This is a genomic window from Streptomyces seoulensis (genome assembly GCF_022846655.1).
GTDB lineage: Bacteria > Actinomycetota > Actinomycetes > Streptomycetales > Streptomycetaceae > Streptomyces.
Genome location: NZ_AP025667.1, coordinates 3,531,319 through 3,556,611 on the forward strand (window position 1 = coordinate 3,531,319; position 25,293 = coordinate 3,556,611).

General features: G+C 73.7%; 25 protein-coding genes. 15 read left to right on the forward strand and 10 right to left on the reverse strand.

Going from position 1 to position 25,293, the window contains the following annotated elements:
• Positions 1-3: 3 nt before the first annotated feature.
• From HEK131_RS16280 to HEK131_RS16295, 4 genes are read right to left on the reverse strand one after another with little or no spacing between them, the layout of a single operon-like run.
• Entirely contained in the window at positions 4-831 is an 828-nt protein-coding gene (locus HEK131_RS16280) for a transferase (RefSeq protein ID WP_244335853.1), read from the reverse strand.
• Positions 828-2,093 carry a glycosyltransferase family 4 protein gene (locus HEK131_RS16285; protein WP_244335854.1) on the reverse strand — a complete coding sequence of 422 codons (1,266 nt, stop codon included), beginning with the start codon at positions 2,091-2,093 and terminating at the stop codon, positions 828-830. Before HEK131_RS16285 ends, HEK131_RS16280 begins: the two co-directional genes overlap by 4 nt.
• Before the next feature lie 41 nt (positions 2,094-2,134).
• Positions 2,135-3,046 carry a diacylglycerol kinase family protein gene (locus HEK131_RS16290; RefSeq protein ID WP_217462191.1) on the reverse strand — a complete coding sequence of 304 codons (912 nt, stop codon included), beginning with the start codon at positions 3,044-3,046 and terminating at the stop codon, positions 2,135-2,137.
• A 43-nt stretch (positions 3,047-3,089) separates the two neighbouring features.
• Entirely contained in the window at positions 3,090-4,682 is a 1,593-nt protein-coding gene (locus HEK131_RS16295; protein WP_244335855.1) for an FAD-binding oxidoreductase, read from the reverse strand.
• An 80-nt stretch (positions 4,683-4,762) separates the two neighbouring features.
• On the opposite strand from HEK131_RS16295, the gene HEK131_RS16300 reads away from it, so the two are divergent.
• The 3 genes from HEK131_RS16300 (at position 4,763) to HEK131_RS16310 (ending at position 7,682) form a co-directional block, all read left to right on the forward strand.
• Complete coding sequence (locus tag HEK131_RS16300) at positions 4,763-5,362, forward strand: TetR/AcrR family transcriptional regulator (protein WP_217462193.1); 600 nt, start codon at positions 4,763-4,765, stop codon at positions 5,360-5,362.
• Positions 5,359-6,957 carry a glycerol-3-phosphate dehydrogenase/oxidase gene (locus HEK131_RS16305; RefSeq protein WP_244335856.1) on the forward strand — a complete coding sequence of 533 codons (1,599 nt, stop codon included), beginning with the start codon at positions 5,359-5,361 and terminating at the stop codon, positions 6,955-6,957. The genes HEK131_RS16300 and HEK131_RS16305 overlap by 4 nt, the downstream gene beginning before the upstream one ends.
• A gap of 131 nt (positions 6,958-7,088) precedes the next feature.
• Positions 7,089-7,682, forward strand: a complete 594-nt coding sequence (locus HEK131_RS16310; protein ID WP_217462292.1) for a hypothetical protein — start codon at positions 7,089-7,091, stop codon at positions 7,680-7,682.
• Positions 7,683-7,691: 9 nt separating this feature from the next.
• Here the strand turns inward: HEK131_RS16310 and HEK131_RS16315 are convergent, their stop codons facing one another.
• The gene (locus tag HEK131_RS16315) at positions 7,692-8,138 is read right to left on the reverse strand and encodes a MarR family winged helix-turn-helix transcriptional regulator (protein ID WP_244335857.1); all 447 of its coding nucleotides are present in this window, start codon (positions 8,136-8,138) and stop codon (positions 7,692-7,694) included.
• Between the two features lie 160 nt (positions 8,139-8,298).
• On the opposite strand from HEK131_RS16315, the gene HEK131_RS16320 reads away from it, so the two are divergent.
• Positions 8,299-8,721: a DUF1398 domain-containing protein gene (locus tag HEK131_RS16320; protein ID WP_244335858.1), complete on the forward strand. Its 423-nt coding sequence runs from the start codon at positions 8,299-8,301 to the stop codon at positions 8,719-8,721.
• A gap of 34 nt (positions 8,722-8,755) precedes the next feature.
• Here the strand turns inward: HEK131_RS16320 and HEK131_RS16325 are convergent, their stop codons facing one another.
• Positions 8,756-9,961: an MFS transporter gene (locus HEK131_RS16325; RefSeq protein WP_347881861.1), complete on the reverse strand. Its 1,206-nt coding sequence runs from the start codon at positions 9,959-9,961 to the stop codon at positions 8,756-8,758.
• Positions 9,962-10,092: 131 nt separating this feature from the next.
• On the opposite strand from HEK131_RS16325, the gene HEK131_RS16330 reads away from it, so the two are divergent.
• From HEK131_RS16330 to HEK131_RS16355, 6 genes are all read left to right on the forward strand, one after another.
• Complete coding sequence (locus HEK131_RS16330) at positions 10,093-10,872, forward strand: DUF1206 domain-containing protein (RefSeq protein WP_432215640.1); 780 nt, start codon at positions 10,093-10,095, stop codon at positions 10,870-10,872.
• A 602-nt stretch (positions 10,873-11,474) separates the two neighbouring features.
• Positions 11,475-12,335: a CAP domain-containing protein gene (locus HEK131_RS16335; protein ID WP_244335860.1), complete on the forward strand. Its 861-nt coding sequence runs from the start codon at positions 11,475-11,477 to the stop codon at positions 12,333-12,335.
• A gap of 96 nt (positions 12,336-12,431) precedes the next feature.
• Complete coding sequence (locus tag HEK131_RS16340; RefSeq protein WP_217462199.1) at positions 12,432-13,505, forward strand: NAD(+)/NADH kinase; 1,074 nt, start codon at positions 12,432-12,434, stop codon at positions 13,503-13,505.
• Between the two features lie 127 nt (positions 13,506-13,632).
• Entirely contained in the window at positions 13,633-13,788 is a 156-nt protein-coding gene (locus HEK131_RS16345; RefSeq protein ID WP_135793346.1) for a DUF6131 family protein, read from the forward strand.
• 144 nt (positions 13,789-13,932) lie between these two features.
• On the forward strand, positions 13,933-15,177 hold the full coding sequence (locus HEK131_RS16350) for a cytochrome P450 (RefSeq protein WP_244335861.1): 1,245 nt from the start codon (positions 13,933-13,935) through the stop codon (positions 15,175-15,177).
• 200 nt (positions 15,178-15,377) lie between these two features.
• Positions 15,378-15,869, forward strand: coding sequence for a peptidylprolyl isomerase (locus tag HEK131_RS16355; RefSeq protein ID WP_217462201.1), 492 nt, complete (start codon positions 15,378-15,380; stop codon positions 15,867-15,869).
• A gap of 57 nt (positions 15,870-15,926) precedes the next feature.
• Here HEK131_RS16355 and HEK131_RS16360 read toward each other — a convergent pair whose 3' ends face one another.
• Entirely contained in the window at positions 15,927-16,895 is a 969-nt protein-coding gene (locus HEK131_RS16360) for a threo-3-hydroxy-L-aspartate ammonia-lyase (protein WP_244335862.1), read from the reverse strand.
• A 35-nt stretch (positions 16,896-16,930) separates the two neighbouring features.
• Positions 16,931-17,557: a helix-turn-helix transcriptional regulator gene (locus HEK131_RS16365; protein WP_217462203.1), complete on the reverse strand. Its 627-nt coding sequence runs from the start codon at positions 17,555-17,557 to the stop codon at positions 16,931-16,933.
• Positions 17,558-17,718: 161 nt separating this feature from the next.
• On the opposite strand from HEK131_RS16365, the gene HEK131_RS16370 reads away from it, so the two are divergent.
• From HEK131_RS16370 to HEK131_RS16385, 4 genes are all read left to right on the forward strand, one after another.
• The gene (locus HEK131_RS16370; protein WP_244335863.1) at positions 17,719-18,477 is read left to right on the forward strand and encodes a GNAT family N-acetyltransferase; all 759 of its coding nucleotides are present in this window, start codon (positions 17,719-17,721) and stop codon (positions 18,475-18,477) included.
• A 120-nt stretch (positions 18,478-18,597) separates the two neighbouring features.
• Positions 18,598-19,950 carry an MFS transporter gene (locus HEK131_RS16375; protein WP_244335864.1) on the forward strand — a complete coding sequence of 451 codons (1,353 nt, stop codon included), beginning with the start codon at positions 18,598-18,600 and terminating at the stop codon, positions 19,948-19,950.
• A gap of 70 nt (positions 19,951-20,020) precedes the next feature.
• Entirely contained in the window at positions 20,021-20,719 is a 699-nt protein-coding gene (locus tag HEK131_RS16380) for a response regulator transcription factor (protein WP_244335865.1), read from the forward strand.
• Positions 20,716-22,086, forward strand: a complete 1,371-nt coding sequence (locus HEK131_RS16385; protein WP_244335866.1) for a sensor histidine kinase — start codon at positions 20,716-20,718, stop codon at positions 22,084-22,086. The genes HEK131_RS16380 and HEK131_RS16385 overlap by 4 nt, the downstream gene beginning before the upstream one ends.
• 19 nt (positions 22,087-22,105) lie before the next feature.
• Here the strand turns inward: HEK131_RS16385 and HEK131_RS16390 are convergent, their stop codons facing one another.
• Positions 22,106-23,074, reverse strand: coding sequence for a TAXI family TRAP transporter solute-binding subunit (locus tag HEK131_RS16390; RefSeq protein WP_244335867.1), 969 nt, complete (start codon positions 23,072-23,074; stop codon positions 22,106-22,108).
• 116 nt (positions 23,075-23,190) lie between these two features.
• On the opposite strand from HEK131_RS16390, the gene HEK131_RS16395 reads away from it, so the two are divergent.
• Positions 23,191-23,967 carry an isoprenyl transferase gene (locus HEK131_RS16395; protein WP_244335868.1) on the forward strand — a complete coding sequence of 259 codons (777 nt, stop codon included), beginning with the start codon at positions 23,191-23,193 and terminating at the stop codon, positions 23,965-23,967.
• A 7-nt stretch (positions 23,968-23,974) separates the two neighbouring features.
• On the opposite strand, the gene HEK131_RS16400 is transcribed toward HEK131_RS16395, so the two are convergent.
• Positions 23,975-25,264 (reverse strand): DUF1479 domain-containing protein, encoded by a 1,290-nt coding sequence (locus tag HEK131_RS16400; RefSeq protein WP_244335869.1) that lies wholly within the window; start codon positions 25,262-25,264, stop codon positions 23,975-23,977.
• Between the last annotated feature and the right edge of the window lie 29 nt (positions 25,265-25,293).

Sequence of the window (25,293 nt, forward strand, 5' to 3'; positions counted from 1 at the left end):
GCCTCAGGACGGGGCGGTGACCTCGAAGGAGAGGTCGTTGTCGACCGTGTAGTAGGGGCGCACGTGGCGGCCGCCGGTGTTCGCCGCCGGGTAGACGAAGGACTGCTTGCGGTCCGCCACGTCGTCCAGGACGCGGCCCGCCCTGATGGCTGCCGCGCCGGCGGCGGGCAGGACGTCCACGTCCCAGTAGCGGACGTCCGCGCCGTCGCCGCCGGTGAGTTCGGCGTGGTCGACGGTGAAGCGGAAGCCCCGGCCGTCCGCGTCGGTGTCCGGGCGGACGGTGCGCTCCGCGCCGCTGCCCCGCCCGCGCAGCCGTACGAGGGGGCCTTCCCCGAACGAGGCGCCGTGCAGGCGGGCGGTGACCGCGGTGGCGCGGTCGCCGACCTCGATCCGGTCGGCTTCGGCGTGCGCGGTGCGCAGCCAGGCGCGTACGGCGAGGAAGCCGTCCAGCGCGCGGTACGGGATACGGGCCGCCACCGGGGACGGGCGGTCGACGCGGGCGCCGTCGACCAGGACCCGCAGATCCAGCGGACCGGAGGCCAGCCGCTCCGGCTCGGCGTCGCCTTCGCGGACCAGGAAGGCGTCCCAGCGGCCCTCCTCCAGCGGGGGCAGCGGCTCCAGCACGGCGCGGACCCGGCCGTCGTCACCGGCCGCGAGCGGGAGGCGGCGTTCGGCCGGGTCGGGCAGGCCCTTGCGCGGCCTGGCCCTCAGCAGCAGGTGGGGGCTGCCGTCCGGCTCGGGAAGGGGGAGGTGGAAGGTGACGCGCCCGTCGGCGTCGGCCACACAGGTCACGCGGATCACGCGGGTCTCCTTGTCGCTGGTCGTGCTCATCGCCGCCACCCGCGCACGGTGCGCACCGCGCGGGAGGCGGCGGTGTACGCGAGGTCGTGGGCGCTGTGGCCGCCGGCCGTCAGGCGGCGGCTCGCGGCGTGCGGTTCGCGGGGCGGGCGGCGGCCGGCCGCCTTGGCGGCGAGGGCGTCGGCCAGCAGGCGTTCGGCGTGGGCCACGACGGTCTCGGGGGCGAAGCGGCGGGAGTTCTCCAGTGCGGCCTTGCCCATGGTGCGGCGCCGTTCGTCGTCGCGGACGAGGTCCAGCAGGGCCGCGCCGAAGGCGTCGGCGTCACCGACCGGTACGAGTCGTCCGTCGACGCCGTCCCGGATGATCTCACCGGGTCCGTGGGCGCAGTCGGTGCTGACGACGGGCACCCCGCAGCGCATCGCCTCGACGATGGTCATGCCGAAGGGCTCGAAGTTGGAGGAGGCGGTGGCGATGGACGCCTTGACCCACTCGGCCTCCATGGGCACGGCCGCGCCCATCAGGAAGGCGTGGTCGCTGAGGCCGAGCCGCTCGATCAGGGCGCGCAGCCGGTCGCGTTCCTCGCCTCTGCCGTAGATGCGCAGCCGCCAGTCGGGGTGGGCGGCGGCGACGTGCGCGAAGCCGCGGATCAGGGTCTCGTAGTCCTTCATCGGGACGAGCCTGCCCGCGGCGGCGATCAGTCTGGCGCTGCCGTCGGAGGGCGGCAGCACGGGCTCGGGCACGCTGTTGGGCACGGCCTCGATACGGACGCCGGGCAGCCAGGCGCCGCGCTGGTAGGCGCGCGCGTCCGCCTCGGTGACGGTGGTGAGCAGGTCGAGGCCGCGGTAGGCGCGGCGCAGCACGGTGCGCAACTGCGGCGAGTGGTGGTCCCAGGTGAGGTGTTCCTGGCCGACGCGGAGCACATGGCCGGGCGCCTGGCGGGCGAGGTGCACGTTCAGACCGGGCCGGGTGCCGATGACGACCTCGGCGTCCGTGCCGGCCAGGCACTCGGCGATCCGCTCGTCGGTCAGCCTGCTGTACTCGGCGTGGCGCCCCTCGACACGGGGGAAGACCCGCGCGGGTTCGCGGTGGGCCGGGTGGTCCTGCTCCTCGCGCAGGTCGACCAGGGGGCGCAGCCGGACACGTGGGTCGAGGGTGAAGGTGGGGCGCTCCCGGTTCCGGAACACGGAGACGATCTCCACGTCGTGGCGTTCGGCGAGCGCCCCGGCCAGGTTGAAGGTCGTGGTGATCGTCCCTCCGATCGCGTACGCGCTGTGGAGCAGGAAAGAGATCTTCATGCCGGTCCAGACCTTGTCGAGGCGCCCGCGGTTGCAAGACGTTACCGCTTCGTGGCCTTCGGATCCGGGGAGGCGCACAGCACGCTCAGGTCGGCGGGGCGGACCCGGACGGTGACGGGCAGCGCGGCCTCCACCTCGCCGTCGGCTCCGTAGGGCACGGGCCGGTCCGCCTCGATGCGCAGTTCCCGGCCGCGCAGGACCCGTACCTCGGGGCGGTGGACGTGGGCGCCGGTCTTCAGCTCGTTCATGAGGGTGAAGAAGAGACGGCGCGGGGCCTCGCGTATCAGCACGATGTCGAGGAGGCCGTCGTCCAGTTCGGCGGCGGGTGCGATGGCGCGGCCGAAGCCGTAGTAGGGCGAGTTGGCGGCGACGACGGTGTACCCGCGGTGCGGGTGCTCCTCACCGTCGACGGTGACGCGGTACCCGGCGGTGCGCCAGGTCGCCACGGCGCGCAGGCCGCCCGCGTAGTAGGAGGCGGCGCCGCGCAGCAGGCGGGACTGGTTGGCGTACCGGTTGGCGAGGGCGTCGACCCCGGCGTAGACGCTGCCGAGGACGACGGTGCGCGGGTGGACGGCGGACTCGACCTCGATGGTGTCGACGTGCCGGGGCGCGGCGTGCAGCAGTATCCCGGCGAGGGCCTCGGGGTCGGCGGGCAGGCCGAGGGCGCGGGCGAAGTCGTTGCCGCGTCCGGCGGGTACGAGGCCCAGCACGGCGCCGGTGCCGCTGAGCGCTCCTCCGATGCCGCCGGCCATGCCGTCGCCGCCGACGGCGAGCACGACCCGGCCGCTCTCCCCGGCGCGCAGGGCGGTCTCGCGGGCGTGGGCCAGGCTGTGGCTGTACTCGGTCTCCAGGGTGGCGCCGGCCTCGCGGAGGTGCCGGGCCACCTGGAGGAGCGTGGCCGCTCCGGTGGAGGCGCCCGCGGTCGGATTGACCACGGCGGTGAACTCTCGCATCGGTGTGCCTCCGGGGCGCGGGGAAGTGGGCGGGCGGAGCGGGTCAGTCGGTGGGAAGCAGCACGCCGGGGTTGAGGAGTCCCGCCGGGTCGAGGCGTGCCTTGACGGCGCGCAGCGCGTCGACGGCGAGGGGTCCGGCCTCGCGTACGTACCAGTCGCGGTGGTCGGTGCCGACGCCGTGGTGGTGGGAGATCGTACCGCCCGCCGCGAGCACGGCCTCGTTGGCCGCGTGCTTGGCCGGGGTCCAGTGCGTGAGGGGGTTCTCGCCCTGGGCGCTGACGACGGTGAAGTAGAGGGAGGCGCCGTTCTCGTAGACGTGGGAGATGTGGCACATGACCAGGGGCGGGGTGCCGGCGCGGGTGAGGGTGTCGGTGAGGGCGGTGCGTACGGCGGCGTACAGCTCGGGTATCCGGGACCAGAACGCGGCGGTCTCCAGGGTCTCGGCGAAGGCACCGGCGTCGAGGAGGGCGTCGCGCAGGTAGGGCGCCGAGTAGCGGCCGTGGGCCCAGCGTTCGCCGGGCTCGGTGCCGACGAGGGTGCCGCCGCAGTCCCGCAGGACGGCCGCCGCTTCTTCGCGGCGCCGGGCGGTGTCGGCCTCGGTGCCCTCGTAGCCGGTGACGGCGAGGCAGCCGGTGCCGCCGTCGGCCATGGCGGCGCCGATGGCGTAGGGCTGGGCGAGTCCGACCAGGGTCTCGGTCTCGTCGGAGAGCCGGAGCACGGTGGGCCGGGGTCCGTCCTGGGCGAGCCTGCGCAGCGCGGCGGCGCCCTCGGTGAAGGAGGCGAACCGCCAGCCCTCGTACCGGCGTTGCTCCGGCTGCGGGCGGACGCGGACGGTGACGGAGGTGATGACGCCGAAGGCGCCCTCGGAGCCGAGGATCAGTTGACGCAGGTCGGGTCCGGCGGCGGAGCGCGGGGCGCGGCCCGTCTCGACGGTGCCCTCCGGGGTGGCGAGGGTGAGCCCGAGCACCATGTCGTCGAAGCGGCCGTACCCGGCGGACGCCTGCCCGCTGGAGCGGGCGGCGGCGAAGCCCCCGACGGTGGCCCACTCGAAGGACTGCGGGAAGTGGCCGAGCGTGAACCCGTGCGCGGCGAGCAGGGCTTCGGCCCGGGGCCCGCGCAGGCCGGGCTGGAGGACGGCGGTGCGGGAGACCGGGTCGAGGTCGAGGAGGGCGTCCATCCGGCGCAGGTCGAGGGCGATGAACTCCCCGCGTTTCGGGGCGAGTCCGCCGACGACGCTGGTGCCGCCGCCGTAGGGGACGACGGCCACCCGGTGCGCGGCACAGGCCCGCAGCACGGCGAGCACCTCCTCGTGGGAGGCGGGCAGGACGACGGCCTGGGGTACGTCGGCGACATCGCCCGCGCGGATGCGCAGCAGGTCGGGCGTCGACTTGCCGCGCGTGTGCCGCACGCGGCTCTCGGTGTCGGTGCGGACGTGGTCCGCCGCGCCCACCGCCTCGGCGAGGTCTTTCAGCGCCGCCGGGGTGAGCGTGGGCGCGGGCAGCTCGATGTCGGTGAGAGCGATGGCGGCCGACGCGCCCGGGCGGACGCCGAGCAGGTCGCGCAGCAGCCCGGCCACCGCGTCGGGCAGAGGGGAAGCCTTCGCCGGGTCGCCCCAGCCGTTCCACAGCATGTCCATCGAACGGTCTTCCTCACCACGTCGGTTCGGTGTGTGCGGCGCCATCTCCCCCCGGCCGCCGGGGCGTTACACTGTTACACATGACGTCCATCCGTCACAACCGTTCGGACGCCGACACCGTGCTCGACGCGGTGCGCGACTGCGTCCTGGCCGTAGGTGTCCGCCGCACCACCCTCGCCGACGTGGCCCGTCGCGCCGGGGTCTCCCGGATGACGCTGTACCGGCGCTGGCCCGATCTGCGTTCCCTGGTCGGCGACTTGATGACCCGCGAGTGGCTGGCGGTCGCCACCCGCGCGATGCCCGCCGCGCCGGACGGCCCGCACACGCGCGCCCGGATCGTGACGGGGCTGATCGCGGGCGTCGCCGAGTTCCGCGACCATCCCCTGTTCCACAAGATCCTGGACGTCGACCCCGAACTGCTGCTCCCCTACGTGCTCGACCGGCGCGGCGCCACCCAGGAGGCCCTGCTGACGCTGCTGGCCGAGGCGCTGCGCGAGGGCCACGCGGACGGCTCGGTACGCGTGACGCATCCCGAACGCCAGGCCCGCGCCGTGCTGTTGGTGGTGCAGTCCTTCGCGCTGTCGCTGCGCACCATGACCGACGAGGACGACCCCGAGCTGGACGCCGCCGCCTTCCTGGGCGAGCTGCGCACCCTCCTGGAAAGGACCCTCACCCCATGAGCATCCGCGACCACGCAGACCGCACGGCGGCACCGGGCTCCTCGCTCGACGCCGCCCGCCGCACCCGCGAGCTGGCCACGGCGGCCGGGGGCGGCACGGCCGACCTGCTGGTGGTGGGGCTCGGCGCCACGGGGGCGGGCGTCGCCCTGGACGCGGCGGCGCGCGGTCTCGACGTCGTCGCGGTCGACGCCCATGACCTGGCCTTCGGCACCTCCCGCTGGAGTTCCAAGCTGATCCACGGGGGGCTGCGCTATCTGGCGGCCGGGCAGTTCGACGTGGCGCACGAGAGCGCGGTCGAGCGGGGGGTGCTGATGACGCGTACGGCCCCGCATCTGGTGGCCGCGCAGCCCTTCGTGCTGCCGCTGACCCCACTGGTGTCACGGGCGCAGGCGTCGCTGGCCTGGGCGGGGTTCCGGGCGGGTGACATGCTCCGGTTGGCCGCCCGCACCCCCCGGCAGGTGCTGCCGGTGCCGCGCCGGCTGACGGCGGCCGAGGCCCGGCATCTGGCACCCTCGGTGCGCGCGGCCGGACTGCGCGGCGGGCTGCTGTCCTGGGACGGCCGGGTGACCGACGACGCCCGCCTGGTCACCGCCCTCGCCCGCACCGCCGCCGCGCACGGAGCACGGGTCCTCACCCGCGTCCGGGCCCTGGGACTCGGACCCACCGGGGCCCGCTTCCGGGACGAACTCACCGGCGAGGAAGGGGAGATCAGGGCGCGGGCCGTCGTCAACGCGACCGGTGTGTGGGCCGGCGGCCTGGTCGACGGCTTCCGTGTACGCCCCTCACGCGGCACCCATCTCGTGCTGCGCTCCGAGCGCCTGGGCGCGCTCCCGGCCGGCCTGCACATACCGGTGCCCGGCGAGACCAACCGCTTCGTGCTGGTGCTGCCCCAGGGCGACGGCCGCACCTACGTCGGCCTCACGGACGAGCCGGTCGAGGGCGAGATCCCGGACGTGCCCGAGGTACCGGAGACGGACATCGGCTTCCTGCTGGACGTGCTGGGCTCGGTGCTGGACGCGCCGGTACGCCGGGACGAGGTGGACGGCGCCTTCGCCGGGCTGCGCCCGCTGCTGGACACCTCGGTGCCGGGCGGCCCGGACAGCGCCTCCGTGCGCACCTCGGACATCTCGCGCCGGCACGCGGTGCTGACCTCGCCGGACGGGGTGGTCACCGTGGTGGGCGGCAAGCTGACGACGTACCGGCGGATGGCGCAGGACGCCGTCGACGCGGCCGTGGCCGCGCGCGGCCTGCCGTCGGCCCCCTCCCCGACCGCCGGACTCCCGCTGGTCGGCGCGGCCGGCCCGGAGCGGCTGCGCGACCTGCCCGCGCCCGCCCGGCTGGTCCGCCGCTACGGCACCGAGGCTCCCGCCGTGCAGGCACTGGCCGAGCGGGACCCGGCGCTCGCCGAGCCGGTGCTGCCCGGCCATCCGGTCACCCGCGCGGAACTCCTCTGGGCCGCCCGGCACGAGGGCGCCCTCGACCCGTCCGACCTCCTGGACCGGCGTACCCGCATCGGACTCGTCCCCGAGGACCGCGCCGAGGCGCTCGCCGTCGCCGCCGAAGTGCTGGCGCGGGCCACCCCGTCGGGCGTCTGACCGGCGCCGACCGGTGTTTCGGTGCCGGGAACGTGGGGCATCCGTCGCTCGTGGTGCACCGCGAGCCTGATGAGACACGGCGCCGGGCGGCGGACCGTCCGGTTCCCCCGGAGCCCGGCCGGTCCGCCGATCTGCGCTTCGACGGCTGGATCACCGGGATCGGCACGGCGTCCGGGACCCGACTGGTGCTCGGGCACTGGCCGCGTACACCCTTCGGGTCCTTCAGCGACGTGATGGTGGAGCGCGCCGACGGCCACCGCACACTGCTGGCGCCGACCCGGCAGGTGGCCGACTTCATCGCCGGGACCTACTCCTTCGACGAGGTGCGGATCGTCCCCGTGGGGGTGCGGATCGCCGGGGAACGCTGGACGGTGACGGCCGGACCGCTGCTCGACCTGTGCTTCACGGTGGGGCGCCGGGGCGTGCTGGGAACCCTGCTCCGGCTGGCGGGACCCGTCGCATCCCGGCCCGCCTGCGCGGTCCTGACGGACCCGGTGGCCCGGCTGCTGATGGGCGTGCGCACGCGGGGCTCCGCCGGTGGCGGCCGGTACGAGTGGTACGGCGCGCGTGACCTGCACCGGCTCACCGCGGCGACGGCCACCTTCGAGGGCCGGGACCTGGGACCGCTCGCCCCGGTCGATCCACCCGTACGGTTCGGCTTCGGCTCGACCCCGCGCACTCCGTGCCAGGTCAGGGTGACCACGACCGTGCGCACCGCCGGCTGAAGCCGCCCGCTACCCGGCGCCCGGGTCCCCTTCGCGCCGGTCGAGTGCGGCGAGCAGCCTGCGCAGGGAGGTGCGGGCCGCCCGGATCTCGTCCTCGGGGATGTCCCCGAAGAGTTCACGGTGGGCCGCCTCGGCCCGTGCGGTGACGCGCGCCAGCACGACCCGGCCGTTCTCGGTGAGCCCCAGCAGGGGCGAACCACGATGGTCCGGGTTCGCGGCGAAGACAGCCAGACCGAGCTGAACGAGGTCATTGGCGACCCGCTGCACGTTCTGCCTGCTCACACCGAGCCGCCGGGCCGCCTGAGGAACGGTCAGCGCGTCCTCGGACACCGCGCTCATCACCTGCCAGCGCGCCTGGGTGAGCCCCTCCGTACCGGCGGTCCGCTCCCCCAGCCGGCGCAGCGCCCCCGCCGCCTCGTACACATCGGCGACCAGTAGGGCTGCCTCGTCCCGCATCCACGCCTCCCACATGACAACGCACTGCCAGTACGGCAACAGCCTGCCATGACAGCGCAGGGCGCGAGGACACCCGCAGACCCCGAGGGTTCACATTGACAACCTATTTCCAGATTGACAATATGTTGCCATTACTGGCTGCCTCACATCTGGAGTCCCCATGCCCACGGCCACCCCCGCCGTCCCGAACCTCAAGGCCGCCCTGGCCCGTGCCGCCGAGGTGCGCCCGAAGGCGGGCGGCTTCCCTCACCTCGCCGAGGCGCTGAGGCAGGCCGGAGTCACCCGGTGCGCGATGACCGTGCCGTCGAACGCGATGCTCTACCTCACCGAGGCAGGTCCCGTCGCCGTCCAGGGCGAGCCCCTGTTCACCGGCATGACTGACGTGCCGCTCTTCGACCGCACGGCCCTGCTCGCCGCATTGCGCGCCGACCAGGCGGGCGAGACGGCCTTTCCGGAGTTCGTCCGGGGCTGCTGGCAGGCGGGCGTGGTCCGGTACGACGTCGACCTGAGCGCGCGGACCTGCACCTACTACGGCGCGAACGAGGAGAGCTACGTCGAGACGTATCCGGAAGTGACACTGTGAACGGCTTACACAGGCAGGCCGCGTCGCGCCGAGTTCACAGTGCGCGCGGCGGGTGCAGCCGTACACGGGTACCCACCGCCACGACCAGCAGGATCGCGCAGACGGTGAACACCATCCCGGCCCCGCGCACGCCCAGACCCACCGTCAGGGCACCCACCCCGACGACCGGCAGCGAGATGCCGAGGTAGGCCACGACGAAGAAGGCGGAGATGGTGGCGCCCCGGTGTTCCTCGGGCGCGGCCCCGCCGACCGCCGTGAGCCCCGCCCGGAACGCCATGCCCTGCCCGACCCCGCCGGTGATCGCGCCGACGAGCAGCAGCGGCAGGGACTCCACCAGCAGCGAGGTGCCGACCAGGACGAGCCCGGCGGCGAGCACGGCGCAGCCCCACGGCAGAGCGGCACGGGCGCCGATCCGGCCCATGAGGAGCTGGCCGCCGGTGGAGGCGCAGAACACGCTGAACACCACGGCGCCGGTCACCGCGAGGTTGCGCTCCCCGAGGGTCTCGGTGAGGAAGGCGGGCGCCACCGCCGTGAACAGACCGAGCAGGGAGAACCCGGCGAAGGCGGCCAGCGCGCAGGGCCCGAACACCCCGCGCACCTCGGGCGGCACCCGCATCCCCTGCGGCCTGAGCGGCGGCCGGGGTCCGTCGTGGTGGACGGTCTCGGTGAGCAGCAGGGTGACGACGAGGGCAACGGCCAGCAGGGCGAGGTGCACGAGGAAGGGCAGAGCGAGCGGCCGGGGCGCGTACTCGGCGAGGATTCCGGACACGAGCGGCCCGAGCCCGAGCCCGCCCATGTTGGCCGCGGTGGCCGCGAGCGCCGCCCGCCCCCGGCGCTCGGGCGGGGCGAGGTCGAGGACGGCGGCCGTACCGGTGCCGCTGAGCAGGCCCGCCGAGAACCCGGACAGCACCCGGCCGAGGTACAGCAGCGGCAGCCCGCCCTCCAGCAGGAAGCACACCGCGCTGAACGCGGACAGCACCAGGGCGACGATCAGCACCGGGCGCCGCCCCAGCACGTCGGAGGCGCCGCCGGCGAGCAGCAGGGCGACGATGACGCCGACCGCGTAGACCGCGAACACCACGGTCACGATCAGCTCGGAGAACCCGATCCGCTCCCGGTACAGCCCGTACAGCGGGGTGGGGAGCGTGGTGCCCATCATGCCCACGGCGAAGACGCCCGCCGCGGCCTTGTAGCCGGGGCGGGGGCGCCGCCGGGAGGGGTCGGCGTCGGAGTCGGTCACACCTCACCTTGGCACGCGGGGCCCGGTCAGGCGTGACGCGGACACGCCGGGGCATCGGCTTTGTCATGGACTCACACGTTCTGGCAAGACGAGGCCGGGGGCAGGCCCGGCGAGCGGCCGACAGCACGGCGATGGCCGCTGCGGCGAGGGCGGGCTTCGTCGCCCGCGGACTGATCTACCTGCTCGTCGGGGTCATAGCCCTGCAGATAGCCCTGGGCGGTGACGGCGGCGGCAAGCAGGCCGACCGCGGCGGCGCCCTGGCCGAGCTGGCCGGGAAGCCGTTCGGCGCGGCGATGCTGTGGATCGTCGGCATCGCACTGGCGGGCATGGCGCTGTGGCGGCTGTCGGAGGCGGCGTTCGGCAGCGCCGGGCCCGACGGGACGAAGGCGTCGAAGCGGGCGCTGGCCGCCGCGCGCGCCGTGTTCTACGCCTTCGTCTCCTACTCGGTGCTGTCCTACGCGGCCGGACAGAAGGGCAGCGGCGGCGGCTCCTCGGACCAGCAGAGCGACGACGTGACGGCGATGGCGCTGAAGTGGCCCGGCGGCCAGTGGATCGTCGGCGCGGCCGGGGTCGCCGTGATCGCGGCGGGGGTGTGGATGCTGGTCCGCGCCGCGACGAAGAAGTTCCGCAAGCACCTGCGCACCGGCGAGATGTCGCGGACGGCGCGACGGGTCACCGACGTCCTCGGCGTGGGCGGCGGCACGGCCCGCGGGCTGGTCTTCGGCGTGGCGGGCGCGTTCGCCCTGGTCGCGGCCGTACAGCACGAGCCGGGCAAGGCCAAGGGGATGGACGACACGCTGCGGTCCTTCCGCGACATGCCCGCCGGGCCCTGGCTGCTGGCGCTGATCGCGCTCGGGCTGGCCGCGTTCGGTCTCTTCTCCTGGTGCAACGCCCGCTGGCGCGAGGTGTGAGCCCTGGGCCGGCGCCGCGACCACCACACCACCCAGCGCGGCCGGAACCCCAACTCCCCCGACGAGCCGCGCTTCTCGGCGCTGGAAGCCGCGTTCGGGTTCGACGCCTTCCACCTGACGGAGGCGCCGCCGCCCTAGCCGCTCCAGGGCGCCGGCCACTACAGTCCCCCGCGAGTGCCCGGCCGCGGGCATGGTTCCGTGACATCCCTCACAGGCTCCGATGACCTAGGGGCGCCGCTTAGTAGGTGACGGACCGTGACGACAAGTGCGCTTTGTCCGTCTTGGAACGCATTTGGATCATGCTGTCCTCCGGACCGGCCGATCGACTCGCCGTGGACCCTCGCTTTCGCAAATCATGAGGGGTTCTGACGACCCGGCAGCAGCGCGCGGAAGCCGCTGCCGCCGGGTCGGCACGCCTTCGTGACCTTGGCAAGGGGCTCTCGGGTCTACGAAGCACGTTAGTACGACAGTCTCTTTGCACGCCCTGTGTGACCGTCCTAAGAATGACGCTCGCAGGGCGTCTTTTTGCTGTTCGGGAGGCGGGTTCCACCCAGAGGAAGCCGCGCGGCGGCGCCCGGCGCCTACCGAATGAGGTTTCACGCATGGGAAAGCACCGTAAGAACCAGCAGTACCGACGGGCGCTCATAGCCGCCGTCGCCGTGGGGGCGGTGGGCGTACCGACCGCCGCCGTGGCCTGCGTCGACTGGAAGGACGACCCCCGGCAGCCGACCGAGGCCACCGCCTGGCAGGCGGAGCAGGCCCCCCGTCACGAGTCGCACCACGTCGTCAAGCAGGACGGCGACCGCGACCCCGGCCCGGCCGCCGACACGACGCCCTCCGCTTCCCCCAGCGTTCGTACCCGCACCGAGCACCGGCCCGCGCCCGACCACCACCGCACCACCCGGGCGACGGCGCCCGAGGCCGAGCGGACCGCCGAGCCGGCCGCCGCCAAGCCCGCCACCCCCAAGTCGGCCTCCGCCAAGCCCGCCTCGGCGCCGACGGTGCGCCAGATCTCCACCCGGCCCCGCCCCGTACAGACCGCCACCACCACCGCGCCGAGCAGCCCGCAGCCCGCGGCGACCGCCTCCGGCGACGTGGCCCGCGTCGTGGAACTGGTCAACGCCGAGCGCGCCAAGGTCGGCTGCTCCCCGGTCGAGCTCAACTCCACCCTGTCCAAGGCCGCGCAGGAACACAGCGCCGACATGGCCGCGCACAACACCATGTCGCACACCGGCTCCGACGGCTCCGACCCCGGCTCGCGCATCACCGCCGCCGGCTACCGGTGGAGCGCGTACGGCGAGAACGTCGCCTACGGCTACTCCACGCCCGAGCAGGTCATGGCGGGATGGATGGACAGCCCCGGCCACCGGGAGAACATCCTCAACTGCTCCTTCAAGGAGATCGGCGTGGGCCTCGCCCAGCCCGGCAGCTACTGGACCCAGGACTTCGGCACCGCCCGGTAGCGCACCCCGCGCCGCGCGGCGTGGCGTGCCGGACCCGTGTCCGCCGCGCGGCGAGGATGGGGCCTCGCGCGGGTCGGCTGGAAGGCGGGTGTCGGGATGACGGTGGACCGTATCGGCTTGGTCGTGCACGCCGGGCGCCCGGCCGCGCTCGAAGCGGCGGACGCGGTGCGCGCGTGGTGCGCCGAGCACGCCGTGGGCTGCGCCGACATCGACGTCTGGCAGGAGGGCGCGCGGCACAGCGCCCGCGAGGAGGTCGACAGCGCGGGTGACCCGGACCTCATCGTCACCCTGGGCGGCGACGGCACCTTCCTGCGCGGCGCCCGGCTGGCGGCCGAGAACGACGCCCTGGTCCTCGGGGTCGACCTCGGGCGGGTCGGCTTCCTGACCGAGGTGCCCGCCCCGGCCGTACGCACCGCGCTGGACGCGGTGTACGAGGGCCGCTTCGAGGTGGAGAGCCGGATGCTGCTCACTCTGCGGGCCTCGTGCCCGCTGGGCGTGCCCGCGCGCATGACGGACCTGGTGCGCTACGGACGCGGCCCGCTGCTGCCCCCGCCCCGGGTGCGCCAGGAGTGCGAGGTCGGCGACGACTGGGGCGTCGCGCTGAACGTCACCGCGCTGAACGACGTGGTCGTGGAGAAGCTTGCCCGGGACCGGCAGGTGTCGGTGGGCGTGTACATCGCCGGGCAACTGCTCGCCTCGTACTCCGCCGACGCGCTGCTGGTGGCCACCCCGACCGGGTCGACCGCGTACAGCTTCGCCGCCGGTGGCCCGGTGGTCTCGCCGCGCGCCGAGGGGCTGCTGTTCACACCGGTCGCCCCGCACATGACGTTCAACCGCTCGGTGCTGGCCGCGCCGGACGAGCCGATCGCGTTCCGGGTGCTGGAGCGCTCCGGCCAGGCCGCCGTCAGCATCGACGGCCAGGTCCGGGGCGTGCTCAACCCCGGCGACTGGATCGGCGTGTACGCCTCACCCCGGCGGCTGCGGGCGGTACGGCTGGGCCCGATGGACTTCTACGGGCGGCTGCGCGAGCGGATGAACCTCACCGACGCGCCCGCGGCGGTCGCGGACGGGCAGGCCGCCCCGCTGTGGCCGGTGCGCTCGCCCCCGCCCGGCGATCTGGCGCATCTGGCACTGCCCACGGCTCCCGACGACAGCTCGCCACCCGCCTGAGCTGCGGATACGAGCCTCCGCCGGAACGAGTTCGAAAGGATGTCCAGGTTTCCCGTTCCGGAGTGAGAATGTGTCCCGCTTCGGGGCACTAGGAGTGCAGGTACTCCTTCAAGGCTGGAGGCACACCATGCTCGCCATCGGTGTCATTCTGCTCATCATCGGCTTCCTCACCGGGATCTCGATCCTCTGGACGATCGGCATCATCCTCGCCGTGATCGGCGCCATCCTCTGGATCCTGGGCGCCACCGGCCACGCGGTCGCCGGCCGTCGGCACTATTGGTGACCCTTCGGCGGTGACCTCTCGGCCCCTCGGTCCCCTCTGAGCGCACTCCGGTGCGCCCAGAGGGGACCGCTGATGTGGCGGAACCCGGCATGCGGGACACCTGCGGCTGCGGAAGGCTACGGACAACTGGAGAAGGGACCCGCCATGACCTTCGACTCCGCGTCCGTCGAGCCCGTACCCCCGTCCTCGCCGCCCCCGCCGCCGGTGCGGCCCTGGCTGGTGGAGGACCTGCCCGCGCTGGACCCCGATCCGTTCCTGGACTCGCTCCTGCGCGACGAGCCGGTGACCCGCATCCGCCTGCCCTACGGCGAGGGGCACGCATGGCTGGTCACGCGGTACGAGGACGTCCGCTTCGTCACCTCCGACCCCCGCTTCTCCCGCCAGGAGCTGGTGGGACGCCCGGTGACCACCATGGCTCCGCAGACCGTGGCCTCGCAGACGGCGGGCCTGCAGTACATCGACCCGCCCCGGCACACCGTGCTGCGCCGGGTCGTCGCGCGGGCGTTCACCGCGAAGAGCATGGCGCGGCTGCGGCCGCTGGCCGAGCGCACCGCCCGCGCGATGCTGGCGGACATGCGGCGCGCGGGCGCACCCGGTGACCTCATGGAGCACCTGTACACGCCGTTCCCGATCGCGGTGGTCTGCGCCTTCCTCGGCGCCGACGAGGACGACTGGCGCAACTGGGCCGGCAACTCCGAGGCGCTGCTCACCAAGGCGGACGCGAAGGAGCGCAACCAGGCGGCCCGGCAGGACACCCGGAGCCGGGTGGTCGCGCTGCTGGAACGCCGTCGTACCGAGCCCCGCGACGACCTCGCCGGAGTGCTGGCCGCGGCCGCCGCGAGCGGTGAGATCACCGACGACGAGGCCGTCTCGCTGGCCATGGCCGTGTACGTCAGCGGCGGGCACGCGGTGCGCAACAACAGCGGCTCCATGATGTACGCGCTGCTCACCCATCCGGACCAGTTCGCGCGGCTGCGCCGGGAGCCGGAGCTGCTGCCGAAGGCGGTGGAGGAGCTGTTCCGGTTCGTCCCGCACCGCAACGGCGTCGGCATCCCCCGCATCGCCACCGAGGACGTGCGGATCGGCGGCCATCTGATCCGCAAGGGCGAGGTGGTCTACAACGCCTATGTCGCCGCCAACCGCGACCCCTCCGCCTTCCCCGCCCCGGACCTGCTGGACTTCGAGCGCACCGGCGCGGGGCACGTGGCCTTCGGGCACGGTCCGCACTTCTGCCTGGCCGCGCTGATGGCCCGGATGGAGGCCGAGGTCCTCATCGAGGCCGTGATGACCGAGTTCCCCGAGCTGCGGCTCGCCGTACCACCCGAGGACGTCGAGTTCCAGCGGGACGGCCTGATTCGCGGTCCGAGAACACTGCCGGTGAGCTGGTAGCGCGAGCTGATGTTTGCTGTTGCGCACACATGACTTCGGGGCGCAGTTCATCACCATGCGCTGGCAGGACAGTTGGAGACTTCTGAGCTTCTCCCGCTTATTTGCGTACGCACATCTCGCGTATCTATACGCGGTCCGCCCGGTCGGCCACCCCCCACTCGGGCGTACGTCCGGCGCCGACCGGCGGTAGGTTGATCTCCATGAGCGACAACGTGTACTTCGACATCACCATCAACGACGAGCCGGCGGGCCGCATCGTGTTCCGCCTCTTCGACGACGTCGTGCCCAAGACCGCGAAGAACTTCCGCGAGCTGGCCACCGGCGAGCACGGCTTCGGTTACGCGGGTTCCCCCTTCCACCGCGTCATCCCGCAGTTCATGCTCCAGGGCGGCGACTTCACGCGCGGCAACGGCACCGGCGGCAAGAGCATCTACGGCGAGAAGTTCGCCGACGAGAACTTCACCCTCAAGCACGACCGTCCGTACCTGCTGAGCATGGCCAACGCGGGCCCGCACACCAACGGCTCGCAGTTCTTCGTGACCACGGTCGTCACGGACTGGCTGGACGGCAAGCACGTCGTCTTCGGCGAGGTCGTCGAGGGCCAGGAGATCGTGGACCGCGTCGAGTCCCTCGGCAGCGGCAGCGGCGCCCCCAAGGCCAAGGTGATGGTCGCCGCGAGCGGCACCGTCTGATCCGCCCCGCCACTCGCCGTGCCCCCGCAGCCGGGGGCACGGCGGCCGGTGCCCGGCTCAGCCTCCGGTGAGCTCCGAGAAGCGCCGGGCATCGATGTTCCCGCCCGACGCGATGAGACCGACGCGGGGCGGAAGGTTCTCCACGCGCCCGGACAGCAGCGCCGCGAGCGGGGTGGCGCCGCTCGGTTCGAGGACGATCTTCAGGCGCTCGAAGGCGAACCGCATGGCCTCGACGATCTCCTCGTCGCTGACCAGGGCGATGGCGTCGACCAGCCGCTGATTGAGCGCGAAGGTGATCTCACCGGGGCTCGGCACGACCTGCCCGTCGGCGATGGAGCGGGGCACCGGGATGGTGACGCGGGAACCGGACTCCAGGGAGCGCTTGGTGTCGTCGCCGGCCTCCGGTTCCACGCCGATCATCCGCACCGCCGGGTGGAGCGACTTCGCCGCGACGGCGCTGCCCGCGATGAGCCCGCCGCCGCCGACCGGCACCACCAGCGCGTCCAGTTCCCCGGTGTCCTCCAGCAGTTCCAGCGCGGCCGTGCCCTGGCCCGCGATGACGTGGAGGTGGTCGTAGGGCGGGATCAGCGCCAGCCCCCGGTCCTGGGCCAGGTCCACGCCGAGCGCCGTGCGCTCCTGCGTGTAGCGGTCGTAGGTGACGACCTCGGCGCCGTAGCCGAGGGTGGCCTCCATCTTGGAGCGGGGCGCGTCCTCGGGCATCAGGATGACGGCGGTGGTGCCCAGTTCGCGGGCGGCCAGCGCGACGGCCTGGGCGTGGTTGCCGGAGGAGAAGGCGGCGATGCCCTTGGCGAGCTGCTCCGGCGGCAACTGGGCGACGGCGTTGTAGGCGCCCCGGAACTTGAAGGCGCCGACCCGCTGGAAGTTCTCGCACTTGATGAACACCTCCGCCCCGACCCGGGCGTCGAGAGTGCGCGAGGTGAGGACCGGGGTCCGGTGCGCCACGCCTTCCAGGCGGGCGGCGGCCTCACGGATGTCGTCGAGGGTGAGATGCGGTTCGGCGGCCATGCTGTGTCCCCCAGGGAGTGATGGGTGGCGGGCGTTCACTTCGTGTAGTTGTAGACGGTCGCTCGGGAGACCCCGAGCAGGTCGGCGATGGTCTGGGCGGCGTCCCGCGAGTCGAACCAGCCGTCCTGGTGCACCTGCCGCACCAGATCGCGCTTGGCGTCGCGCCCCAGCGATCTGGGGGTGCCCCCGCGCCGCGCGGCCAGCGCCTCCACGGCCCGACGCAGCTCGCGCGCACGGCGGTCCCGCAGTGCCTCCAACGGTTCGTCGCCGTGTTCCGTGCCGGTGGCGACCAGGTTGGCCAGGGCGAGGGCGACCGGCGAGAGCACGGACACGTCGAGGTTGAGGCAGAGCGCCGCGATGTAGTCGCCCGCGCTGTTCCGGATGCCGATGGAGGTGCTCTTGGCGGGGCGGCCGTCGGGGAAGCGGTTCGGGTAGTTCTGCACGACGTCGGGGTAGTGGGGGTCCGCGATGCGGGCCAGGCCCAGTTCGGTCGCGGGGTCGCCGGGAGCGCGGCCCGAGAGGTTGTTCTCGATGGCCCGGATCGCGTGCGCCGGGTCCCGCAGATCGTGCAGGACGATCTCGCACAGACCGGGGAACATCCGCCCCAGGGCGACGGCGATCTTCTCGGCCTCTGCCAACAGGTGCTCGTCCTCGGACTCCATCGACACCCCAGCGCGCTGGACGGATTTTCCAGTTCTGGACGATACATCTGGAGGGGCCCGCACGGCCATGGTTTCGAGGCGATCAATTCGGTTGGCCGGGTACGGCCTCACGTGGCAGCGTGCGCGGGAGCAGAACCCCTTCTCACCTCAGGGACGGCTCCGTGCCCGTCGATGTCCAGCGCTTCGCCGCCGCCAACCTCCTGCGCCGCCCGGAGCCGGTCCGAATCGGCGGCTTCGTCGCGGGGTTCGACCCCACGACGACCAGCCCGTACGTCAACTACGCCACCCCGCTGCCCGGAACCGCTCCGACGGACACCGAAGTGGCGGCCCTGGTCGGCGCGTTCCGCGAGCGCGGGCTGCTCCCCCGGCTGGAGTTCGCCCCGGACGCGGCACCGGAGGTGGAGCCGGCCCTGCGCCGGGCGGGCTTCGCCACCGAGGCGGTGCACGAGTACCTGGTCTGCACCCCGGCCACGCTGACTCGTCCCACCGGCCTGCCCGAGACGGAAACCCCTTGCTCGGACGCGGAGTTCGCGGAGATCGACGCGGCTCTCTCCGAGGCGTTCGGCGGGGAGTTCCCGGCGTCCGCCGAAGGCGCGGCGCGGCTGCGGCGGACGCAGGAGCGGGGTGGTGCGGTCCGGTTCGTGCGCGCGGACGACGGAAGCTGCGCGGGGGCGGCCAGTTGTTCCGCGCCGGCCGGGGGTACGGCCGAGCTGGCCGGGGTGGGCACACGTCCCGCGCACCGGGGGCGGGGTGTGGCGGCCGCCGTGACCTGGGCGCTGGCCGGGGCGATGTTCGGGCAGGGGTCGGAGTCGGTGTGGCTGGAGTACGGGGGCGACGGCTCCCGGCGCGTGTACGAGCGGGTCGGCTTCCGTCCCGGCGGCACCCGGCTGTATCTCCGGCTGGCGGGCCCGCTTCCTTAGCGGCGTGTTAGATCTGCGCGTCGTCCCTTGTCCGGGGCGGTGGGGCGGCGCATGCTCGGGCGGCACCCGGGTCCGGCGCCCTGAACCGGCGGGCCCTTTCCCCCCTCGTCTGGAGCCGCCATGTCCGCGTCCGCCGCCCCGCCCACGCTGTCACCCGCGTCCCGCCGCTTCGCCCTGATCGGCGGGTCGCTCGGGAATCTCGTGGAGTGGTACGACTGGTTCGTCTACGCCAGTTTCGCCATCTACTTCGCGGACTCCTTCTTCCCCGGCGACAACCCGACGACCAAGCTGCTGAACACGGCGGGCATCTTCGCGGTCGGGTTCCTGATGCGGCCGGTCGGCGGCTGGGTGCTGGGTCGGGCGGCGGACCGGCACGGGCGCAAGAGCGCGCTGACCCTGACCGTCACGATGATGTCGGTGGCGGCCCTGCTGATCGCCGTCGCGCCGACCTACGGTCAGGCGGGTTACTTCGGCGCGCTGGTGCTGCTGCTGGCGCGGCTGCTCCAGGGCTTGAGCATCGGTGGTGAGTACGCGGCCAGCGCCACCTACCTGACCGAGGCGTCCGCTCGGAACAGGCGTGGTCTGGGCTCCTCCTTCCAGTACGTGTCCATGACGTGCGGGCAGTTGCTGGGTCTGGCGATCCTGATCACGATGCAGCACACCCTGACCACGGCCCAGTTGCAGAGCTGGGGCTGGCGGGTGCCGTTCGTGCTGGGCGCGGTGTTCGCGCTGGTGGTGTTCTGGCTGCGGCGGCGGCTGACGGAGACGGAGGCGTTCACCGAGGAGACCGGCGGCGGCAGCGACACCGCGCGCGGCTCGCTCAAGGCGCTGTGGGAGCACCGCCGCGAGGCCGGTCTGGTGATGGCGCTCACCCTGGGCGGCACGGTGGCCTACTACACGTACACCACCTATCTCACCAAGTACCTGATCGGCAGTGCGGGCATGGCCAAGTCGACGGCCACGCTGGTGAGTTTCACCGCGCTCGCGGTGTTCGCCGCGATCCAGCCGCTGGCCGGGGCACTCTCCGACCGGATCGGCCGCAGGCCGCTGCTGATCACCTTCGCGGTGGGGTGCACGGTGGGCACGTACCCGATCATGACGGCGCTCGGGTCCGCGTCCTCGTACTGGTCGGCGCTGGGGCTGTCCCTGCTGGCGCTGGTGATCGTCACCGGCTACACCTCGATCAACGCGGCCGTGAAGGCGGAGCTGTTCCCCACCCGCGTGCGCGCGCTCGGCGTGGCGCTGCCGTACGCGCTGGCCAACGCCCTGTTCGGCGGGACGGCGGAGTACGTGGCGCTGTGGTTCAAGGACGCCGGCCACGAGAAGATGTTCTTCTGGTACGTCTCCGGGTGCGCGCTAGTCTCGCTGGTCACCTACGTCCTGATGCCCGACACCCGCAACGCCGCGCTGAGCCGGGCCGAGGCGGAGGCGGACACCGGGGCGGGGCTCACTCCCGCGAAGGCGGCCGGCTGACCCGGTGGTGACGCCGGGCCGGGCGCCTGCGTAAGCTGCGGCCCAGGTCACCACGGCACGAGGACTTCCCATGCACGCGCTGCTCGTCGAGGACGACGACCGGATGGCCCAGGCGCTCACCACGGCACTGGCCCAGCGCGGCCACACCGTGCGCCGGGCCGCCCGCGCGCTGGACGCGCTGCGGCATGTGCGGGAGGCCGAGTTCGTGCTGCTGGACCTCGGGCTGCCCGACCTGGACGGTCTCGAGCTGCTGCGGCGGCTGCGCACGGTGTGCGGCGCTCCACTGATCGTGGTGACGGCCCGCTGCGAGGAGCGCGACATCGTGCAGGCGCTGCGCGCGGGCGCGGACGACTACGTGGTCAAGCCGTTCCGCATGAACGAGCTGATGGCCCGCATCGACACCGTGCGCCGCCGCACCGGCGCGGTGGCCGCGCCGACGCGCGTGGACGCCGACCGGGGTCCGGTGCGCGCCGGGGACGTGGAGGTTGACCTCGCGGGCCGCACGGTCACCGTCGCGGGAGCCGAAGTACGGCTGACCCGTCGGGAGTTCGACGTGCTGGCCGTGCTCGCCGCCCGGCCGGAGGAGGTGCACTCCCGCGAGGAGATCCTCGACCGGATCTGGGGGGACGCCTTCCTCGCCGCGTCCCGCTCGCTGGACGTGCATGTGGCCGGCATCCGCGCCAAGACCGGCCGGGCCCAACTGGTGCGCACTGTAAGGGGTTTCGGCTACCGGCTGGGCTCGCCCGCACGGGAGCCGGAGGTGCGATGAGGCGCAGGCTGCTGGCCGTGCTGATGGTGCTGATGGGAGCGGCGGCACTGCTGCTGTCCGTCCCGCTGGCCGAGTCCTACGCCGCCGGGCGCACCGAGCATCTGCTGCTCCAACGGCGGGCGGACGCCGTACGGTTCGCCGACCTCGCGGACCGGGTCCGCTCCCCCGCCGACCGTGCCGAACTGTCCACCGAGATCCGCAGGTACGCCGGGCTGTACGGCGCCTCGGTGGCGGTGTCGGACACGACGGGCCGGACGATCGCGCGGGCGGGGGCGCGGGTGCCGTCGGTGACGGCGCGCGAGGCACTGGGCCGGGCGCTGACGGGGCGGTCCACCGAGCGGCTGCCGACGGTGCGGCCGTGGGGTCCGCACCGGCTGGTGCTGGCCGAGCCGGTAGGCCGGGACGAGCGGGTGAGCGGGGCGGTGCTGATGGCCGTGCCGACCGGGGCGGCCCGGCGGGACGTGACCGTGCGCTGGCTGCTGATCTCGTGCGGCGCGCTGGCCGCCTTCGCGGCGGCGGCCATGGTCGCGGCGGGGATCACCCGCTGGCTGATGCGGCCGGTCCGTGATCTCGACCGAGCGGTGGCGCGGCTGGCCTCGGGCCGTCTGGAGGCGCGGGCCGTGTCGGACACCGGGCCGCCCGAACTGCGGAGCCTGCGTGAGCAGTTCAACGCGATGGCGGAGGCGGTCGCGGACTCGATCGGACGCCAGCGGGCGTTCGTCGCGGACGCGTCCCACCAGTTGCGCAATCCGCTGGCCACGCTGGTGCTGCAACTGGAGAACGTGGAACCGCATCTCACCCCGGGCCCCGGCCGGCAGGAGCACGCCCGCGCCCTGGACGAGGCGGAGCGGCTGGCCGAACTCCTCGACGGACTGCTGGCGTTGGCGCGGGTGGAGTCGGGTTCGGCCGAGCGGGTCGAGCAGGACCTGTCCGGCGCGGTGGCGGCACGGGTGGCGGCCTGGGAGCCGGTGTTCGACGCCTCGGAGCTGACGCTCACCGGGGACGGGGTGCCACCGGGACTGCGGGTGCGGGCGGTGCCGGACGCGGTGGGCCGGGTGCTGGACGCGGCGCTGGACAACGCGGTGAAGTTCGTGCCGTCCGGCGGCCGGGTGACGGTGTCCGCCGACAGCGCCGGCGACGGCGCGGTCGTGGTACGGGTGTCCGACGACGGCCCCGGCGTCCCCGTGGACCAACTCCCCCTGCTCACAAGGCGTTTCGTGCGGGCGCCCGAGCATCAGAACGTGCCGGGCACCGGGCTGGGGCTGGCTATCGCGGACGAGATCGCGCGGCTCAGCGGCGGACGGCTGACCGCGCGGGCCGGCACTCCGCGGGGCCTGCTGGTGGAGCTGTGGCTGCCGGTGCCGTGAGCGTCGGCGGCCCGCCCGGTCAGCCGTACACGGACCGGTAGTAGGCGACCGCCCCCGGATGCAGCGGCAGGTCGCCGGTGGCGACGGCGAAGCGGGGTTCGAGCCGGGCGCCCGCGGTCACCTCCCGCAGCAGCACCCGCCATCGGTCGAACACCACCCGCAGCACGTCCCGCGCCTCCCGTGCCGGGACCTCGGGGCGGGCCAGCAGATAGTTGCCGACGCCGATGGTGGTGACCGGTCGGGTGAGCCCGTAGACGCCCGCAGGCAGGGTGACCGCCGTGTACACCGGGCCGTACGCCTCGCGCAGCGCCTCCGCCTCGGTGGCCAAGGACAGGAAACGCAGCGGGACTTCGCGGGCGAGGGCCGACAGGGCCGGGGTGGGGACCCCGCCCGCCCAGACCACTGCGTCCACGGTCCCTCGGCGCAGCGCGGCCACCGACTCGGCGAGCCCGAGCCGTTGTTCGCGCACCGCCCGACCACCCGTCAGCCCCGCCACCCGCAGCAGGCGCCCGGCGAGCACCTGCGCCCCGGAGCCCGTCGCGCCCGTGGCGACCCGGCGGCCGGCCAGGTCGGCCACGGAGCGCACCGTTCCGTCGGCGGGCACCAGCAGATGCGTGTAGTTGACGTAGACACGGGCGAGCGCGGTCACGTCGGCCGGAGCCGTGAACGGCGCGTTCCCGTGCAGCGCCTGCTCGGCGGCGTCCGCCATGGCGATGGCCAGATCCGCCGAACCGGCCCCCAGCCGACGCAGGTTGTCCACGCTGGCGGCCGTGGCGATCGGGGCGATGCGCGGATGCGGCGCGGTGCGGGCTGCCTGCTCGGCGAGGGCCCGTCCGAAGGCGTGGTACGGCCCGCCGGGCGCGCCCGTGGCCAGGGTGAGCCGCCGGTGCGGGCCGTCGTCACCGGCGCAGCCGGGCAGCCCGAGGGCCGGTCCGCCCAGCAGGGCGGCCCGCAACAGCCCACGGCGGCTGACTGGTCGGCCGGTCACCGCGGCAGCGTAACGCCCGTGGTCAGGACCGGTTGAGCGCGGCCGGTCGGTCCGCCTCCGGTGGATGCCGCTATCGTTTGCGGCCTCGTCCCCCCGCCTACGAAGGGATTTTCGGCGTGGCATGGAAGGCACTGCGCTCGGCGCTGGAAGCGGTGTATCTGCGGCGGCTGAACCGCAAGTTGGAGGGTCTGCCCCGGCCCCGGCACGTGGCGATCATGCTGGACGGCAACCGGCGCTGGGCACGCGGCGCGGGTCACACGGACGTCCGTGAGGGCTACCGTGTCGGCGGCGCGAAGGTCACGGACTTCCTGCACTGGTGCGCCGACGCCGAGATCAGCCACGTCACCCTGTGGATGCTCTCCGACGACAACCTGCACCGTCCGGCCGCCGAACTCGGCCCGCTCCTCGACATCATCGAGGAGACCGTGCGCCGGGTCTGCGCGACCGAGGAGCCGTGGGAGATCGAGATCATCGGCGCGCTGGACCTGCTGCCGGGTGACAGCGCGCGGGTGCTGAAGGAGGCCGCCGCCACGACGACCGGCCGGGGCGGCCTGAAGGTCGACGTGGCGGTGGGCTACGGCGGGCGCCGCGAGATCGTGGACGCGGTCCGGGCCGCCTTCGACAAGCACATCCGCGCCGGGGGCGATCCGCGCGACCTGGCCGCCGACTTCGACCTGGAGCACATCACCGACAACCTGTACTCCCCCGCCGGGCACGACACGGACTTCGTCATCCGCACCTCCGGCGAGCAGCGCCTCTCGGGCTTCCTGCTGTGGCAGTCGGCGTACGCGGAGGTGCACTTCGTGGACGTGCTGTGGCCCGCGTTCCGCCGGCTCGACCTGCTGCGCGCGCTGCGCTCGTACGCGGCCCGCGAGCGGCGTTACGGGCGCTGAGCGGGCGTCAGTCCAGTCCGAGCCCCCGCCGCCCGGCGGCGTTGAGAGCGTCGGGCGGGAAGCGGTCGGGCCAGGCGCGCTCGTAGTGCTCCTCGGGGAAGTCGCCGGGGCTGGAGCCGGTGCGGAACGCCTCGCGTACCGAGGACGCGTACTCCTCGTTGCGCGGGCACCAGGGCGCGGCGGGGATGTACATGACGTTGCCCCAGCCCTTCTGGTCCCGTACCGGGGCCACGCTGTGGATCATGTCGCAGTGCCACCAGACGGAGTCGCCCGCGCGTACGTCGGGGATGCCGGTGAGCGCCTTCATCAGCAGTGGGTGCCACTTCTCGCTCGCGGGGAAGACCTGGTTGACGGTGACCCCGCACATCTCGTCCTCCGGGACATCGGGCAGCAGCGGGCGCAGCATCAGGTAGGCCATGGCCTCGGGGATCGGCACGGTGTGCAGGACGCCCTGGTCGTGGTCCATGTCGGACAGCGCGGTCCAGCCCTGGAAGGTGCGGAAGGCCGAGCACATGGTGGAGCCGGGGTACTGGGGTCCGGCGGTGCGGTGGGCCGGGTCCCAGGGGTCGTACTCCTCCACGGTGCCGTCGAAGAGGTGGCGGAAGGCCCGCTGGTAGGCGCCGGTCATCCACAGGTCGAGGGTGCCGGGGTCCAGGTGGGTGCCGAGTCCGGCGGAGTCGGTGCCGGGCGGGCGGCGCCGGATGCGGTCGGGGTAGAGGGCGTCGCGGTCGGGGTCGAACCACTGGACGCCGTCGGAGGTGTGCCGCCAGAAGGAGTTGAGGAAGGACTGCACGCGGGCCATGCGCCCGCTCTGCCTCGCCTCCATCTGGGCCGGGGACCAGTAGACGGGGTAGATCTCGGGCTTGGAGCCGACGCTGCCGAAGAAGTCGTCGCCCGGGCCGGTGTACTGCTCGAAGAAGCGGTTGCCCTCGACGTAGTCGACGATCCCGGCGTCCCAGGCGAGCGCCTGTTCGCGCGGGAAGTGCCCTCGCACGACGAGGCAGCCGCGGTCGGCGATGCGGGCCAGGTCCTGCGGGCCGACGGTGCCGTTCTCGATGTCGGCGTACTCGACCTCCGGCCAGCCGCTCCGCCCGGCCGCCCGCTCCGCCTCGATCTCCGTGACGCGGGCGGCGACCCGTCGCTCGACGGCGGCGAAGACGTCCTCCACGGTGCGGCCGGACGCCTCGATCCGGGCCCTGAGCGCGGTCTTGATCTCGCGGATCGCGGCGGGCAGGTCCTCGGGGACCGTCTCCCAGTGCGGCAGCCGGCCGCGGGTCAGTCCGGTGGTGAGGCTCATCGCCCGACTCCTTTGGTGAGGGCTCCTTA